Raw genomic sequence first — 13,999 nt, 5'->3', positions numbered from 1 at the left:
CTCTAAAACTAGGTTGGATTAGAGTCGAAATACTAGTTGGATTATACCTGATAGGCATCAGTTAACGCGATAGGCTATGGACTATTGCTCAGGGAAAACGAAGACCAAATCATGTTCGCCCGCCAGGTCTAATTTATCGCGGGCTTGGCGCTCAATAAATGAGGGGTCTTTAGCTTGTTTCAGTTGCGCGGACAACCCGGCAATATTTTTGCGAGTCGAATTGATTTCCTCATTGATGCGGTCAAAATCGCGATGCAATCCCCAAAGGCGGAACACATTTCCATTTAGAACGATGGAAACTGCAAAGACCACAAGACAGCAGGTCGCCACTTTTGTGGGATGATTCAAGAAACGACGTACTCCGACAGCAAACTGAGTGTAAGACATGAGAATATTCTGCTTCATTATACGAGAGTTGGCTACAAGACTGAAGACCAGTCCTCGCTAAAACGATCCCTTGCACTTATAGTTAATATCGATACTTCAAATCAAAACTATCGATTCGATTTATAAACCAAAAAGACCGAAATTACTCATATACCCACTGGAGGTCGTTGGTGAGAACATGGGAAAATTATAAATTAACAGCTCAAGGCGAGGACTCTGTATTTGAGTCGGTTCGCCAAGGTCAGATTCAAAACGTCCTATTATATTTAGCAAAACATGGAGATCCGGATTTGGTGAATCACAAGGGACATTCCCTTTTGATGTTGGCGGCGTACAACGGCCACCTGTCTTTGGTTCACCTGCTTCTTCGCTATGGGGCTAATCCCAATTCTCGCGACCATGGCGGTAGCACGATCTTGATGGGCGTTGCCTTTAAAGGTCATAACAAGATTGCACAGGTTCTTATCAATGCCGGTGCTGACATTCATGCGAAAAACAATAACGGACAAACAGCTTTAATGTATGCCGAGGCCTTTGGTCGAAAAGACATGGCCCTTATGTTAACCGAAACTTCCCCTCACCTGCGCTTTAAAGGACCGAAGGCTTTGCGCCGTCTTAAAGCTGTTTTCCAACTTCTACAGTCCCCGTTTACAAATAAAGGAGCCTTACATCATGAGTAAAACACTGACAACATCAGCAGGTATTCCCGTCTCTGAAAATCAACACTCTGTCACGGCGGGTGAACGCGGTCCGGTCTTGATCCAAGATTTTCATTTGATCGAAAAACTGGCGCACTTTAATCGCGAAAGAATTCCTGAACGTGTCGTGCACGCGAAAGGTTCTGGAGCTTACGGCACTTTCACTGTCACGCACGATATCACTCGCTTTACGAAAGCCGCCTTGTTTTCCAAAATCGGAAAGAAAACAGATGTGTTCTTACGCTTTTCTACCGTAGCTGGTGAAAAAGGCTCTGCCGATACCGAGCGCGATCCACGTGGTTTCGCTTTGAAGTTTTACACGGAAGAAGGAAACTGGGACATCGTGGGCAACAACACGCCGGTGTTCTTTGAACGAGACCCACTGAAGTTTCCGGATTTTATCCATTCACAAAAGCGTGACCCCCGTACAGGATATAAAAACCCGTTCCGCATGTGGGACTATTGGGCAAAGGCCCCAGAAGCCCTTCACCAAATCACGATTCTTTTTAGTGATCGCGGAATTCCCGATGGCTATCGCTTTATGCATGGTTTCGGAAGCCACACGTTTAGTTTCATCAATGACAAGAATGAACGCGTCTGGGTGAAATTCCATTTCAAATCTATGCAAGGGATTAAAAATCTTTCGGTTGAAAAAGCCACAGCGCTTGCGGGAAGCGATCCCGACTATGCAGGACGAGATCTGTTTGAAGCCATTGAGCGAAAGGAATTTCCGCGCTGGACTTTAAAAGTTCAAATCATGACGGAAAGACAGGCCGAGCAAACAAATTTTAATCCTTTCGATTTAACGAAAATCTGGCCACACAAAGACTTTCCTTTGATAGATGTGGGTGTCCTAGAGCTGAACCGCAATCCTGAAAACTATTTCGCGGAAGTTGAACAAGCCGCCTTTTCACCTAGCAATGTTCCTCCGGGCGTAGGATTTTCTCCGGATAAGATGTTGCAAGGACGACTGTTCGCATATCCCGATGCTCACCGTTATCGTTTGGGTGTGAATTACCAGCATCTGCCTGTGAATCGTCCTCATTCGGTGGTGAATACTTATCACCGAGATGGCAGCATGCGCTTTGATAATAACGGAGGCGGTGTCGACAATTATGAACCCAACGGATTTGGCGGTCCAACTCAAGACACTCGTTATAGCGAACCACCGCTGCCTTTATCAGGAGCGGCCGATCGCTATGATGCTCACAAAGATAATGATGATTTCACTCAAGCCGGGAATCTTTATCGCATTTTCACGAATGAAGAGCGCGATCGACTGACTCGCAATATTGCAGGAACTATGAAGGGACTTCCAGAAGAGTTGCAAAGAAAAAACATCGCCCACTTTAGCAAGTGTGATCCCGAGTATGGCGCCCGCATTCTAGCGTACTTGGGACTTAAATAGTCTGCCTTGGCCGTCCTGACAGAACCCTGACAGTTTCCAAACTTGAGTTTCAGCGATAGGACGGCCATAACGTCTCCACTTTAAGACGTGGAGATTCGTATGAAAAAAATCGCATTTTTTGCTGTTCTATTTACCTCTTTGACGGCGTTCGCTGCAGACCTCACTGGTAAAGCAACGTTAGACCTTACAAACACTTACGGTGGCTTCAATGCAGGCCTGTATGAAGTGACAGCGCAGTTCACAGCTAACAATCAAGTGGTTACTTCTGAAATCAAAAGAAGCCAACGTCATGATGATGGCGAAAACTTCTGTGTTTCTTCATTGAACTTCAAGGTTGGTACTTTGGTAACGACAGTGAAGAATGTTATCACTGGAAATACTTTGGTTCGTACTATGGAGCTTACAGCGACGACTTCAATCCAAAACGACAATGAAGAATGCGTGACTACGGCTTCTGACTTCGCCAAAGAAACGGCGATGTATGTTACGACTTCTCAAGGCCCTTGGGTTCTTCCTGTAGCTCCACCGAAAGGTTGGGACCAAGTTCAAGTATGGTTGAATCCTTTCCATACATTGACGGTCTTTGCTTCTTTAAAACAAGATGGTGAAACTTTGAAGCTTGATACAACGAATCTTTTCAATGCTTCTTTGTTCGATACAAATCACAACAGACTTGAGCTTTTCCACTACCTGACTGCGGTAGAGGGTTCAGGCACCCTGTCTTTATCGGTTGCTAATGTTCCGATGTACTTGGTTAAGTAAGACGTAGTTAGCTCGACTAAAAACGAAAAAGGCGATCACAAGGATCGCCTTTTTTTATTTTAAGATTTCAAATCTTGGTTCTTTTCGGCACCTTTAGCGGAATGCGGATTTATCCCAGTACATTCCCATGCCGCCTAAGTCTTCTTCAATGCGAAGAAGTTGGTTGTACTTCGCGGTACGTTCACCACGGCACAAGCTGCCTGTTTTGATTTGGTGGCAGTTCAATGCGACAGCCAAATCTGCGATCGTCACGTCTTCTGTTTCACCGGAACGATGAGACATGATTGTGCGGTATTTGTTTCTTTGTGCCAAGTTCACGGCTTCGAAAGTCTCTGTCAAAGTTCCGATTTGGTTTACTTTCACTAGAAGAGCGTTCCCCGCTTTTCTTTCAAGACCCATACGCAAACGTTTTGGGTTTGTTACGAAAAGATCGTCACCGATCAATTGCATTGTCGAACCCATCTCTGTCGTGGCTTTCACCCATGAATCCCAATCGTCTTCAGCAAAGCCGTCTTCGATGGAAACTAGAGGATATTTTTCGCCCCAAGATTTGTAGATGTTCAAAAGTTCTGCTGGCGTGATGTGACCACCTTGCCATTCGTACTTTCCATCTTTGAACATTTCCGTTGAAGCGACATCTAAAGCCAAAAACACGTTTTGACCTGGGTCATACCCAGCATCCACGATGGCGTTCATCAAAAGATCCAAAGCTTCTTGGTTTGAACCCAACTTCGGGGCGAAGCCACCTTCGTCACCCACAGCTGTGGAAAGGCCTTTTTTACCTAAGATTTTTTTCAAGGTGTGGAAGATCTCTGCACCCGCACGAAGTGACTCAGCATAAGAGTTATTCACTGTAGGAACGATCATGAACTCTTGAATATCAAGACCGTTGTTCGCGTGTGCGCCACCGTTAAGAACGTTCATCAAGGGAACTGGCAAGCGGCATGCTTGTGATCCACCCACGTAACGGTAAAGAGGAAGATTAGAATCTGCAGCTGCAGCTTTAGCCACGGCCAAAGACACACCTAGGATCGCATTCGCGCCCAAGTTCGATTTGTTTTCAGTGCCATCGATATCGCGAAGGATTTTGTCGATGTAAACTTGCTCGGTCACTTGAAGACCTAGGATCTCGGGAGCAATTTTTTCGCGGATGTTATCCACCGCTTTATAAACACCTTTACCAAGATAACGATTTTTATCACCATCGCGAAGCTCGCACGCTTCGTGAGCTCCGGTAGAAGCTCCCGATGGAACAGCCGCGCGGCCCATATTGCCATCAGCGGTAGTGACTTCAACTTCAACCGTTGGATTTCCACGGCTATCTAAAATTTCACGAGAGACGACGCTGATAATCTCAGACATGTTGGTTTCCTTCTTTCTCGGTGGTTTTATTAAGTTTTTTTACAAGCTCCATGCTTTCAAAGACGGTGCGCGGGTACTGAGTTTTTACGTGTTCCCAGTCCACTCGGCGCATGGCCTCTTTCACCGCGGAATTCATTTTTCCTTGGGAAACAAGCATGGTGATAAGTTGTTGCGCGCGCACCATGTAATCATGCATGCGGGCCAAGTTCTGATTCAGGCTGTAACCTGGAGAATCGCTGTCGAAGCTTAAATGCGCCAAGGTCCCTTCATGCGGGATCAAAGACGCTTTTTCTGTCGCTGGAATTAAAGTCTCTTCGCCGGCAGAAGTTTTTAGCTTCTGTTTTTCGTAATCGCGGATTTTTTCTTCCAGATCCCCGACGTACTTTTGCAAGTCTTCGCGTTCACGCTGTGTCCGTTGCAAATCATCGATCAAGCTTTGGAACAAAGCGGGACTGACTTGATGACCGACGTTTTCACTGAAGATGGTATTTTGCTGAGTCGACCAATTCAGTTGAATCGTGATGCCTTCCCAGACACAAGTTGCCGGAGGTTGTCCCACGTAAACGGGCAACGACTCAAAAGCCGCCTTCAAGTAAGTCGTGACGTGAGGATACTGCTCTGCTGGCAGAGGCAGATCGAATGAAATACAAAACTCATCACGACGCAGATTTTCAATCGGCGGTTTCGGCGAAATAAAGTACGACAGGAATTGTTCAGGCTGATTAAAGATTTCTTGCGGACGAGGCATCATGCGCAGAACACTGTCGAGCACACCCCAAGCACGCAGGGATGGACCTTCGTGCCCCGCTCTTTGCAAAACATTGCCGTCACGTTTAAGGGGCAAACGCAAAACTGACTCTAGGAAATTTTCCATGTCAGGCGCGCTGATCCAATACGACGAGTCCCTGAGCAGCTCCACCGGAAGATGGGTCTGCTCATAAAGAGGGCTCAGGTCTTCACCCTGCTCCTCTAAAATATTCAAGACTGCGTTTGAAATCTTACAACTAAAGTGCACGACGAAGTCTTAGCGTAAATCGTTAGCCATTTAAACTATATAATGGCGAATTTCCCATGACACCCAGGGTTACAAAAAAGAAGCAGGCACCTTTAGAAATGACGAGGCTTGTCAAAACGACTCGAGCGCAAGGCGGAGGGTTTTGGCTGCAGCGGAGGCGTACTCCTAGTACGTCGGAGCGGAAGACAAAGCCCGACAACGCAGTCGATCGGGTCGTTTTCACAAGCCTCGCGCTATGCGGCTTGGGGTTTGCTGAATTTGGATTTTGGGAATGGGAGGTTGTTATCGATGATTTCGTCCATGAACGTTGGCACCGCGCCGGTGGCTTGGAGCTTTCCTTCGAGGGTTCCGTCGGGGCGCCGTGTAAGACGGGACATTTCAAAAATGGGGACGACGTTGTACGAACCATCGCTATTAAATCCGCGCACTTCGCTGATTGCGGCGATACGGCGAGATCCGTCTGAAAAACGCGACACTTGGATAATAATTTCGATGGCCGAGACGACTTGCGAGCGCAAAGCCTTTTCGCTGATCTTACCGTCACCACCTTGAGCCAAGGCTTCCAAACGGACGATGGCATCTTCAGGCGTGTTGGCGTGGACCGTGCCCATACAACCTTTGTGACCCGTGTTCATCGCATTCAAAAGTTCAAGGGCTTCGCTAGAACGAACCTCCCCCACGATGATGCGATCCGGTCTTAAACGAAGAGCGCTTTTTAAAAGATCTTTGATGGAAACTTCACCCTTCCCCATTTGGTCGGCTTGGCGAGTTTCAAACATCACCACGTGTTCGTAATCCACTTGCAGCTCGGAAGAGTCTTCGATCACCATCACACGCTGTCCTTTAGGAATGCGCGTACACAAAAGTGAAAGCAACGTGGTTTTACCAGAGCCGGTACCACCGCTGACGATGATGTTTTTTCCTAAGAACATGCAGATATCCAAAAAGCGCGCGCCATCTTCAGTGATTGCGCCGAACTTGATGTAATCAGCAAAAGTGATTTTGTTATTGGTAAATTTACGAATCGAAAGCGTAGTGCCCTTGCGGGACATTGGCGGGATCACCGCCGCGATACGTGAACCATCCGGCAAACGCGCATCTAGACGAGGCGATTCGTCATCGATACGTCGACCCACGCTTTGGGCGATACTGTTCACCGCCGCGCGCAGATCATCTTCTGAAGGAAAAGTTTCAGGAACTCTTTCGAGCTTCCCTTTTTTTTCGACGAAAATTTCTTGATGTCCGTTGATAAGAATTTCGGAAACACCCTTGTCATCAAGGTACTTCAATACAGGACCTAAATTCTGCTGAATGGTCTGTTTGAAAACGCTCGACTTATCAGACATGGGTGCGACCTTCCGAATTAATGAGAGGCAGGTTTTCTGTCTGCCGCAATATCAGAATAAATAATGAACTTTCCTTGAACCGCTGTTTCCGGGCATTGGTAAGAAAAAATGCCGTCTGTTTTTGGCGATACGGAAAAAGTTTTCTGTTCACCAAACACTGTGTTGTGGTGCTCAGAAAAAGCATCCAAAACAAAGCTGACGTTCTTTTCTTTGCCGTTCACATTCACGACGTGAATGCGGTAGTTGCCACCCTTTTTCAGGCGCACGACTTCAGGAACAAAGCCTTTCTCGGTATTCATGATCACGACGTCTTGAGCGGGTTCGACCGCATCAAAAACTTTCGTCAAGATCACGCTTTGATCTTCTTTAATGCTCGCAGGCAAGCGGTCTTCATTTTTAACGTCGTTGAACTGAACTTGGCGACGAGAAAAATCCACTTCCCAGGCAAACGCGCTTTGAGTGATCAGTAGAAGCAATGCAATCTTAGTGCAGCTCTGTACGATCTTGGAACTCACAAAATTCACGTGCCACCTCCATAGCGATATAATTCACGGATCTCGGATCCATCATGTGGAGCTTTTGAATCAGGAGGTCTTTGTCGCCTTTGCAAGAATTAATCAAATGAAACGCATCACTCAAGACCTGTGGATTTGCCATCATGTCTTTTGTGACTTCGCTCCAATCCAATTTTAAAACAGGGTCAATGGCACCTACGGTGTAAAGCGCATCAAACACTATTTGCAAATCGCCTTGCAGAAACATTCGAATCCTCCTAATTGCTCTTAGGGCATCCAGCCCACATGTTGTTTCTATCGGTAGGAGTTCGTGAGAACTTGAGTCAATTTGAGGCGATTTTTTGAGACTTGAGGAGATCTATCGTTTGACGCTGGCCCGTGGTCGAATTTGCCAAGAGCCGGTCTGGTCGAGGGAAATTATTGCCCGGAAGAAGTATTTTCTGCCGAAGTTTCAGACGATTTTTCGTCCGCAGCCGGCGTTGCTTCCGCAGGCTTTGTGCTTTGAGACAGAATTTTTTCCGCAATTTCTGAAGGAGATGCTGTCGATTTCATCGTGCGCAGTTTGCGCTCGTTGACAGCTTCTTTCGAAACTTCAATCTTTGCATCCCGCACCCGTTCTACGATCTGGCGTTCGAAGCCTTCACTTTTCACGTAAGGTTTGACCTCTGCCAAAAGATTTTCCAAGAAAATGACGTACGTCGTCTGCACCACCGGTTTAAAAGCCCGAGGATTTTTCAGCGCGTTGATCGCTTCGTCAGTTAATTGACTGATCGTTTTTTCCCAGGACTCCAACTCATCTAAATTCGACCGCAACGGAGCCACGATTTTGTCGATCATGTCATCATCATTCGGCCGAGAATAAACCGCCTGCAATGCTTCTTTCAGCGGAACAACCTTTCCACTGCTCGATTTTTTGGACTCTTTCACCTTGTCGTTGACCAATTTATTCATCTGATCAAGATCTTTCAGTGCCAGTTGAGAGTAGTTAAACAACAAACCCGCATGGGCCTGTGCGCAAAATACATAGATGATCATTGTTAAAAGGAAATTTGCTTTTTTCATAATTTCGAGTTTAAAGACCTCCGGCAATGAAACAAGACCAGAAGGATAAGACGGCTCATTTTAATTCACGACCTTTGACTAGAGGCTTTTTTCCTTCCTTCTAAACTAAAAATAATGTCAAATAAAAGGGCTTAAAAACTTAATCATCCATCTCGGAGGAAACATTGAAAGCACTAAAGATTTTTAGCATCGGCGCGTTGGCACTTTCCCTAGTGAACTGTGCTCCTTCTGCAAAACAACTTAAAGAAGCAGTAGAAAAAGATCCAAGCATCGTTTTCGTAGCTATCGAAAAAGACCCTGAAGCATTTATCGAAGTTGTAAATAAAGCAGCTCAAAATGCACAACGTAAAGCTCAAGAAAAAGCCGTTGCTGAAGAAGGCAAAAAGCGTGACGAAGAATTCGCAAACCCACTTCAACCTGTTGTTGAAGAAGGCCGCGTTATCTTTGGTCCAAAAGACGCTAAAGTCACTATCATCGAATACTCTGACTTCGAGTGCCCGTACTGCTCTAAAGGTCACGCGACAGTTGATGAAGTTATGAAAGCTTATCCAAAAGACGTTCGTGTTGTTTACAAACACCTTCCTTTGGATTTCCACCCAATGGCAATGCCAGCGGCAAGATACTTCGAAGCTATCGCTATGCAAGACCATGCTAAAGCTGAAAAGTTCTACAACCTAGTTTTCGAAAACCAAGGTGACCTACGTACGAAAAAAGAAGGCTCTTTGAAAGAATCTGCTAAAAAAGCAGGCGCTGACATGAAGAGACTTGAAAAAGATCTTAACAGCGAAGCAATCACTAAACGTATTGAAGCTGACATGGAAGAAGCTCGTAAATTCGGTTTCTCTGGAACTCCAGGTTTCTTGATCAACGGCGTTTCTTTGCGTGGTGCTTACCCATTCTCTGAGTTCAAGGACATCATCGACCGTCACTTGGCTGCTAAGAAATAATTAGTTTCTTACCGGAACTTCAAAAACCCGCGGTGTCCCCGCGGGTTTTTTTATTTTTAAAAGCGAATTTCTTTGGCAGCGCCCTTAGACTCAGACTAAAGTAGAGCTATCAACCCTTGAACACAGGAGTCTTCATGAGCGCTCACGCAAAATCTCTCATTCTTAAAGCTCAAGACGATTTGGATCTTGCAAAGAAAAATCTGCACGATGAAAAGCAGCACGACATGGTCGGTTATAACTTAGCCCAAGCTTGTGAAAAATACCTGAAAGCTTTGTGCGAAATGCGTGGCTTGGAATACCCCTCCGATGACGAGGGTCATGACCTAGATGCTTTGATGCAGGTTCTTGAGGAAAACAACTTTGCCGCGATTTCTTCTCACGCTGACGTGATCGAGTTGACTCCCTACAATGCAACAAACGCCCACGTTCGTGCCGATGAGCGCTTGGATATGGAAGAGTATGTTGGTTACGTGGAAAATCTAAAGAAGCTTGTTGGCGAACAACTGAAGCTTCTTTAATTTGTCGCGTAAATCAGACTTCCGCCTTTGATCATATTGATGACTTTATCGCGGTTTGTAGACGAAACCGCGGGACATCCCCAGCTTCTTCCCTGAATCACACTTGAATCTTGAACGTAACTGGCCCCGTGAACGACAATAGCGCGTGAACGGGCATTGGAATTCGTCGAAGACAATCCATCTAAGCGCAACGAATAGCCGTTGCTCCCTTGATAAGTTTCTGCCGTTTTATAGAATCCCAAAGAGCTGGCATTCGAGCCCGACACATTGCTGAACTTTTCGGCGTAGCCGTCGTGATTGCTGTCGGATCCTTTACCGTGAGATACGTGGATATTCCAAACACTTCCTGTCGACATATTGATAAAGTACCAACGCTTCTGGGTCGACTTCTGGCTGAAATCCAAGACCGAGATAACGGATTGATTCTTGAAGCTGCTTTTATTTTTGTGGAAGTAGATAAGGGCCTCTTCCAAAGGTTCTGTGGGAACAATGTGAGTGGGGTCCACGTAGTCATAGTTCTTCAGAATCTGTTCACGTTCGCTCAACGTCGGTGGCGTCACGGGCTCTGTGGGTGCGGGCTCAACGATAGAAGGAAGTTCTGTACTTCCCTGCCCGCTATTATCATCAGGATTTGTCGCTACAGGCTCGTCGTTAGGGTCATCAGGAAGTGCGGGCATTTGGTTTCCGCAAGCTGCGAGTGTGAAGGTGAAAGCTATCGTCATTAAGACTTTACCAGGTGAGATAGACATCATACCGATCCTCCGTGTGGTTACACAGAGCCCATCGGTCACTCATTTTTAAAACTTAAAACATTTTAGAAACGCCTGAGTTCTCGACAGCTTTTTAGAGGAAAACTGTCGGAACTCTAGACGTTTTTACAGGACTTATTTCAGAGAGGAAATATCAATCACGAAGCGATAGCGGACATCGCCTTTCAACATTCTTTCGTAGGCTTCATTGATTTTTTGAATGGGGATCACCTCGATATCCGGAGTGATGTTTTTAGACCCGCAGAAATCCAGCATCTCTTGAGTTTCCGCAATTCCCCCGATCAATGAACCCGCAAGGCTACGACGAGCCATGATCAAAGGGAACGGATGCACAGGTTCTGGTTTTTCAGGAACACCCAAAAGTACCATGGAGCCATCACGTTTTACCAATTGCAGATATTGATTTAAATCCAAACCGGCTGAAACCGTGTTGATGATCACGTCAAAGTAACGGTTGTACTTTTTTGCCGTCTCGGGATCCGAGCCGACAACATAGTTTTTTGCGCCCAAGCGTACGGCGTCTTCTTTTTTCTTCATCGAAGAGCTGACGACCGTCACTTCCGCACCCATCGCTGCGGCAAGTTTCACTGCCATATGTCCCAAACCACCAAGCCCCATCACCGCAACTTTAGTTCCAGCTTTGACATTCCAGTGGCGCAGCGGAGAATAAGTCGTAATGCCTGCGCACAGCAACGGCGCGGCTTTGTCCATCGGAATATTATCTGGAATGCGCAACACAAACTCTTCACGCACGACAATCTTCGTTGAATATCCGCCTTGCGTGACGGTCTTTCCGTCTTTTTCCATCGAATTATAAGTTCCGACCATTCCTTGCTCGCAGAATTGTTCAAGACCTTCCGAACATGAGGGGCAGCTTAAGCAAGAGTCGACCATACAGCCTACGCCCACTCGGTCGCCTACCTTAAATTTTTTAACGGAAGATCCAACAGCGCTGACAACACCGACGATTTCGTGACCAGGAACCATAGGGAAAATTCCTTTTCCCCACTCATCACGAACTTGGTGCAAGTCTGAATGGCAAACGCCGCAAAATTGAATATCAATAGCGACATCATTGGCGCGAGGCTCGCGGCGTTCGAACGAAAATGGTTTTAAAGCTTCATTGGGATTGTGAGCGGCAAAGGCTTGCGTTGTAGACATGATCATCTCCTGATTAGTAACAATATAAGGCACAATTGTATGCCTGGAGTTCTTCGAGGCAAACCTCTTTTTCCTCTGACACGCTGGCAAAACACATATCCTTTATTTCACATGCAATGACGTACAATAAATCAATGGGAGGCCGAAGTATGTTTGAGATGGCTGTTTCTGCGGGCGAAATGATTGTCCGTGCTTTAATAGTTTATCTGTTTTTACTTGTCGCTCTTCGTCTGACGGGAAAAAGACAGATTTCAGAGTCTTCTCCCTTTGATTTTGTACTCCTTCTTATCGTCGCCGATGGCGTTCAGAATTCCATGAGTGGTGGTGACGAGTCGTTGCAAGGCGGACTCATCACTGCGGCCACACTCTTTGCTATCGATCACCTGACCGGAATCGTTTCGTTCAAAAGCAAAAAAGCCGCCGATATCATTGACGGCATTCCCCAAGTTTTAATCTACAATGGTAAAATCAATGACAAGCTCGTGAAAAAAGAAAAAATGACGAAGCATGAAATTGACGAATCTTTGCGACAAGAAGGCTGCACGCGTTTGGACCAAGTGAAATTGGCCGTCTTAGAAAACAATGGTGCGATCAGCATAATAAAAAAAGAAGACAAATAAGTCCCCCGTTATAAAACATTAAAATTTTCCATTCCTCGTCGCAGGAAAGACTCTATCCTTGGTGGCAAAAAGGAGATCTTCCCATGAAAGTTCGTGACGTGATGACCCCCAAAGCCAAAGTGATTAACTTCGAACACAGCGTTTTTGAAGCAGCACAAATCATGCTCCAAGAAGATTGCGGATCCGTGCCCGTGGAAAAAGACGATAAAATGATCGGCATGATTACCGATCGAGACATCACCATCCGTGTGGTAGCTCAAGGAAAGGACCCACGCCGCACGAAGGTGGAAGAAGTGATGAGCGAAGGTATTAATTACTGCTTTGAAGAAGACAGTATTGAAGAAGTGAACGAAAAAATGAGTCGTCACCAACATCGCCGTCTGCCCGTGGTGAATAAAGACAAGCGCTTGGTGGGCATGGTCAGCTTAGGTGACGTTGCGAATCGCGCCAAGGATGCTCGCCTAAGTCACGAAATTCTTTCCAACGTTTCTCATCATTGAAATAAAAAGGCCGCTTTGTTGGCGGCCTGATTTTTTAGAATCTGAATGGCAGTTCTTGTTCAGAAAGCTCCACCGCTTCGGGGCTGAGCTTCACCACCAAAGGCGTTACTTTCACACCTTTGCCATGAGCTTCGCGCAGCAGTTGACCATAGTCAGGATCAATGTCGTCAGCAGGAGCAAAAACGTCGCAGTCATGACGTTGCACAGTGAAAACGATTTCAGCGCTGTGACCTTGCTCTACAAGCTGCATAAGTTCGCGTAAATGCTTTTGAGCGCGTTCAGAAACGGCATCGGGGAATTTTGCGGTCGTTTCTTCTGCTAAAGTGACGTTTTTCACTTCGATAAAATGCATTTTGTCGCTGTTCTTCTTTTTAAGAACGAAATCCAGGCGAGTCTCAGCACTGATTTTGTATTCTGGTTTTACTTCATCAAATTGCGACCAATGCGCGAAAGTTCCCATCACTCCTGGTTTGCCAACGACATCCATCAACGTCTCTTTCATGATCGTGTTCGGAGTCGCCGTATTTACACCCACCCAAGCGCCTTGCGGAGATTGAATCGCTTGCAAAGTGAATTTGAGTTTTCTCTCGGGATTGTCGGTCTCTGAAATCAGACACAGCTGCCCGGGATTGTTTACGCTTTTAAGGCTTCCGGTATTGGGGACGTGAGCCACGACTTCCTGCCCTTGAAACTGAACATCGGCAAAAAATCTTTTGTAGCGCTTAAGAAAAACACCCTCGTGCAACTTTTGAGAAAATTTCATGGAACTCCCCTTCGACAGGCCGCCAAATTAGTCAGTTCCGGCTGGTTTTGTCGATAGCTTTTCATGAAGCCCCGAATTATCCGAAAGTACGGGCTTTTAACCCCTATGTCGCGGGGTGTAATTCGGTGCAATTACTCTAGGGGAAGACTAGAAGGGAGTGTTTGT

At 46.2% G+C, this 13,999-nt stretch carries 17 protein-coding genes; 7 read left to right on the top strand and 10 right to left on the bottom strand.

Annotation, left to right across the window (positions count from 1 at the left end):
• Nucleotides 1-81: 81 nt before the first annotated feature.
• A complete protein-coding gene (locus AZI85_RS09265) occupies nt 82-387 on the bottom strand; it encodes a septum formation initiator family protein (protein WP_063243870.1) in 306 nt (101 codons plus the stop codon).
• Nucleotides 388-557: 170 nt separating this feature from the next.
• On the opposite strand from AZI85_RS09265, the gene AZI85_RS09260 reads away from it, so the two are divergent.
• The 3 genes from AZI85_RS09260 (at nt 558) to AZI85_RS09250 (ending at nt 3,255) form a co-directional block, all read left to right on the top strand.
• Nucleotides 558-1,067, top strand: coding sequence for an ankyrin repeat domain-containing protein (locus AZI85_RS09260; RefSeq protein ID WP_063243807.1), 510 nt, complete (start codon nt 558-560; stop codon nt 1,065-1,067).
• Complete coding sequence (locus AZI85_RS09255) at nt 1,057-2,493, top strand: catalase (RefSeq protein ID WP_172795325.1); 1,437 nt, start codon at nt 1,057-1,059, stop codon at nt 2,491-2,493. The genes AZI85_RS09260 and AZI85_RS09255 overlap by 11 nt, the downstream gene beginning before the upstream one ends.
• A 99-nt stretch (nt 2,494-2,592) precedes the next feature.
• Complete coding sequence (locus AZI85_RS09250; protein WP_063243805.1) at nt 2,593-3,255, top strand: hypothetical protein; 663 nt, start codon at nt 2,593-2,595, stop codon at nt 3,253-3,255.
• Between the two features lie 93 nt (nt 3,256-3,348).
• Here AZI85_RS09250 and eno read toward each other — a convergent pair whose 3' ends face one another.
• The 6 genes from eno to AZI85_RS09220 all read right to left on the bottom strand — a co-directional run bounded on the left by eno (nt 3,349) and on the right by AZI85_RS09220 (nt 8,555).
• Nucleotides 3,349-4,617: a phosphopyruvate hydratase gene (eno, locus tag AZI85_RS09245; protein ID WP_063243804.1), complete on the bottom strand. Its 1,269-nt coding sequence runs from the start codon at nt 4,615-4,617 to the stop codon at nt 3,349-3,351.
• Nucleotides 4,610-5,467, bottom strand: coding sequence for a hypothetical protein (locus tag AZI85_RS09240; RefSeq protein ID WP_253720924.1), 858 nt, complete (start codon nt 5,465-5,467; stop codon nt 4,610-4,612). Before AZI85_RS09240 ends, eno begins: the two co-directional genes overlap by 8 nt.
• 398 nt (nt 5,468-5,865) lie before the next feature.
• Nucleotides 5,866-6,978: a CpaF family protein gene (locus tag AZI85_RS09235; RefSeq protein WP_063243802.1), complete on the bottom strand. Its 1,113-nt coding sequence runs from the start codon at nt 6,976-6,978 to the stop codon at nt 5,866-5,868.
• A gap of 17 nt (nt 6,979-6,995) precedes the next feature.
• Nucleotides 6,996-7,502 (bottom strand): cupredoxin domain-containing protein, encoded by a 507-nt coding sequence (locus tag AZI85_RS09230; RefSeq protein ID WP_253720923.1) that lies wholly within the window; start codon nt 7,500-7,502, stop codon nt 6,996-6,998.
• Complete coding sequence (locus AZI85_RS09225) at nt 7,462-7,740, bottom strand: hypothetical protein (RefSeq protein ID WP_063206464.1); 279 nt, start codon at nt 7,738-7,740, stop codon at nt 7,462-7,464. The genes AZI85_RS09230 and AZI85_RS09225 overlap by 41 nt, the downstream gene beginning before the upstream one ends.
• 170 nt (nt 7,741-7,910) lie before the next feature.
• On the bottom strand, nt 7,911-8,555 hold the full coding sequence (locus AZI85_RS09220; RefSeq protein WP_063243801.1) for a hypothetical protein: 645 nt from the start codon (nt 8,553-8,555) through the stop codon (nt 7,911-7,913).
• Between the two features lie 164 nt (nt 8,556-8,719).
• Here AZI85_RS09220 and AZI85_RS09215 point away from each other — a divergent pair, with 164 nt between their 5' ends.
• Together AZI85_RS09215 and AZI85_RS09210 are read left to right on the top strand one after the other, a co-directional pair.
• A complete protein-coding gene (locus AZI85_RS09215; protein WP_063243800.1) occupies nt 8,720-9,502 on the top strand; it encodes a DsbA family protein in 783 nt (260 codons plus the stop codon).
• A 134-nt stretch (nt 9,503-9,636) separates the two neighbouring features.
• Entirely contained in the window at nt 9,637-10,020 is a 384-nt protein-coding gene (locus AZI85_RS09210; protein WP_063243799.1) for a HEPN domain-containing protein, read from the top strand.
• Here the strand turns inward: AZI85_RS09210 and AZI85_RS09205 are convergent.
• Together AZI85_RS09205 and AZI85_RS09200 are read right to left on the bottom strand one after the other, a co-directional pair.
• Nucleotides 10,017-10,772, bottom strand: a complete 756-nt coding sequence (locus AZI85_RS09205) for a murein L,D-transpeptidase catalytic domain family protein (RefSeq protein WP_155723976.1) — start codon at nt 10,770-10,772, stop codon at nt 10,017-10,019. The genes AZI85_RS09210 and AZI85_RS09205 overlap by 4 nt on opposite strands.
• Before the next feature lie 132 nt (nt 10,773-10,904).
• Nucleotides 10,905-11,951 carry an NAD(P)-dependent alcohol dehydrogenase gene (locus tag AZI85_RS09200; RefSeq protein WP_063243797.1) on the bottom strand — a complete coding sequence of 349 codons (1,047 nt, stop codon included), beginning with the start codon at nt 11,949-11,951 and terminating at the stop codon, nt 10,905-10,907.
• A 149-nt stretch (nt 11,952-12,100) separates the two neighbouring features.
• On the opposite strand from AZI85_RS09200, the gene AZI85_RS09195 reads away from it, so the two are divergent.
• Nucleotides 12,101-12,571, top strand: coding sequence for a DUF421 domain-containing protein (locus tag AZI85_RS09195; RefSeq protein ID WP_063243796.1), 471 nt, complete (start codon nt 12,101-12,103; stop codon nt 12,569-12,571).
• An 83-nt stretch (nt 12,572-12,654) separates the two neighbouring features.
• Nucleotides 12,655-13,071 carry a CBS domain-containing protein gene (locus AZI85_RS09190; RefSeq protein ID WP_063243795.1) on the top strand — a complete coding sequence of 139 codons (417 nt, stop codon included), beginning with the start codon at nt 12,655-12,657 and terminating at the stop codon, nt 13,069-13,071.
• Nucleotides 13,072-13,105: 34 nt separating this feature from the next.
• On the opposite strand, the gene sfsA is transcribed toward AZI85_RS09190, so the two are convergent.
• On the bottom strand, nt 13,106-13,834 hold the full coding sequence (gene sfsA, locus AZI85_RS09185; protein WP_063243794.1) for a DNA/RNA nuclease SfsA: 729 nt from the start codon (nt 13,832-13,834) through the stop codon (nt 13,106-13,108).
• Nucleotides 13,835-13,999 lie beyond the last annotated feature (165 nt).

The organism is Bdellovibrio bacteriovorus (assembly GCF_001592755.1).
Taxonomy (GTDB): domain Bacteria; phylum Bdellovibrionota; class Bdellovibrionia; order Bdellovibrionales; family Bdellovibrionaceae; genus Bdellovibrio; species Bdellovibrio bacteriovorus_E.
Note: the sequence above shows the minus strand (reverse complement) of the source record. Positions and strands in the feature narration are given on the sequence as shown.

Bases quoted from the DNA above. Each gene is read 5' to 3' on its own strand.
- AZI85_RS09265 (WP_063243870.1), bottom strand. From the start codon at position 387: ATGTCTTACACTCAGTTTGCTGTCGGAGTACGTCGTTTCTTGAATCAT.
- AZI85_RS09250 (WP_063243805.1), top strand. From the start codon at position 2,593: ATGAAAAAAATCGCATTTTTTGCTGTTCTATTTACCTCTTTGACGGCG.
- eno (WP_063243804.1), bottom strand. From the start codon at position 4,617: ATGTCTGAGATTATCAGCGTCGTCTCTCGTGAAATTTTAGATAGCCGT.
- AZI85_RS09235 (WP_063243802.1), bottom strand. From the start codon at position 6,978: ATGTCTGATAAGTCGAGCGTTTTCAAACAGACCATTCAGCAGAATTTA.
- AZI85_RS09225 (WP_063206464.1), bottom strand. From the start codon at position 7,740: ATGTTTCTGCAAGGCGATTTGCAAATAGTGTTTGATGCGCTTTACACC.
- AZI85_RS09220 (WP_063243801.1), bottom strand. From the start codon at position 8,555: ATGAAAAAAGCAAATTTCCTTTTAACAATGATCATCTATGTATTTTGC.
- AZI85_RS09210 (WP_063243799.1), top strand. From the start codon at position 9,637: ATGAGCGCTCACGCAAAATCTCTCATTCTTAAAGCTCAAGACGATTTG.
- AZI85_RS09205 (WP_155723976.1), bottom strand. From the start codon at position 10,772: ATGATGTCTATCTCACCTGGTAAAGTCTTAATGACGATAGCTTTCACC.
- AZI85_RS09200 (WP_063243797.1), bottom strand. From the start codon at position 11,951: ATGTCTACAACGCAAGCCTTTGCCGCTCACAATCCCAATGAAGCTTTA.
- AZI85_RS09195 (WP_063243796.1), top strand. From the start codon at position 12,101: ATGTTTGAGATGGCTGTTTCTGCGGGCGAAATGATTGTCCGTGCTTTA.
- AZI85_RS09190 (WP_063243795.1), top strand. From the start codon at position 12,655: ATGAAAGTTCGTGACGTGATGACCCCCAAAGCCAAAGTGATTAACTTC.
- sfsA (WP_063243794.1), bottom strand. From the start codon at position 13,834: ATGAAATTTTCTCAAAAGTTGCACGAGGGTGTTTTTCTTAAGCGCTAC.